Consider the following 791-nt stretch of genomic DNA (forward strand, 5'->3'; position numbering starts at 1 on the left):
CCGTTACAAGATCAACAAGAAGCTGGGCGTCCAGTCCGACATCACCCAGGGCACGCTGACCGACGAGGACATCGTGGCCACCATCGAGTACCTGGTCCGGCTGCACGCCGGTGAGGACGCGATGGGCCCCAACGGCGAGGTGATCGTCGAGACCGACGACATCGACCACTTCGGCAACCGGCGTCTGCGCACGGTCGGCGAGCTCATCCAGAACCAGGTCCGGCTGGGCCTGGCCCGGATGGAGCGCGTCGTCCGCGAGCGCATGACGACGCAGGACGTCGAGGCGATCACGCCGCAGACCCTGATCAACATCCGCCCTGTGGTGGCGTCGATCAAGGAGTTCTTCGGCACCTCCCAGCTGTCGCAGTTCATGGACCAGACCAACCCGCTGGCCGGGCTGACGCACAAGCGGCGTCTGTCGGCCCTGGGCCCGGGCGGTCTGTCCCGTGAGCGCGCCGGCTTCGAGGTCCGCGACGTGCACCCCTCGCACTACGGCCGGATGTGCCCGATCGAGACGCCGGAAGGCCCGAACATCGGCCTCATCGGCTCGCTGTCCTCGTTCGGCCGGGTCAACTCCTTCGGCTTCGTCGAGACGCCGTACCGCCGCGTGGTGGAGGGCCGGGTCACCGAGCAGATCGACTACCTGACCGCCGACGAGGAGGACCGGCACGTCGTGGCCCAGGCCAACACGGTCCTGAACGCCGACGGCAGCTTCGCCGAGTCCCGGGTGCTCGCCCGACGGAAGGGCGGGGAGTTCGAGGCGGTCCACCCGACCGAGGTCGACTACATGG

At 68.5% G+C, this 791-nt stretch carries 1 protein-coding gene; it reads left to right on the top strand.

Features of this window, described 5'->3' with window-relative positions:
- Positions 1-791, top strand: a 791-nt coding sequence (locus Mco01_RS38750) for an RNA polymerDNA-directed RNA polymerase subunit B (RefSeq protein ID WP_504739640.1), incomplete at both ends; no start/stop codon positions are given.

It is taken from the genome of Microbispora corallina (assembly GCF_016863035.1).
Lineage (GTDB): Bacteria > Actinomycetota > Actinomycetes > Streptosporangiales > Streptosporangiaceae > Microbispora > Microbispora corallina.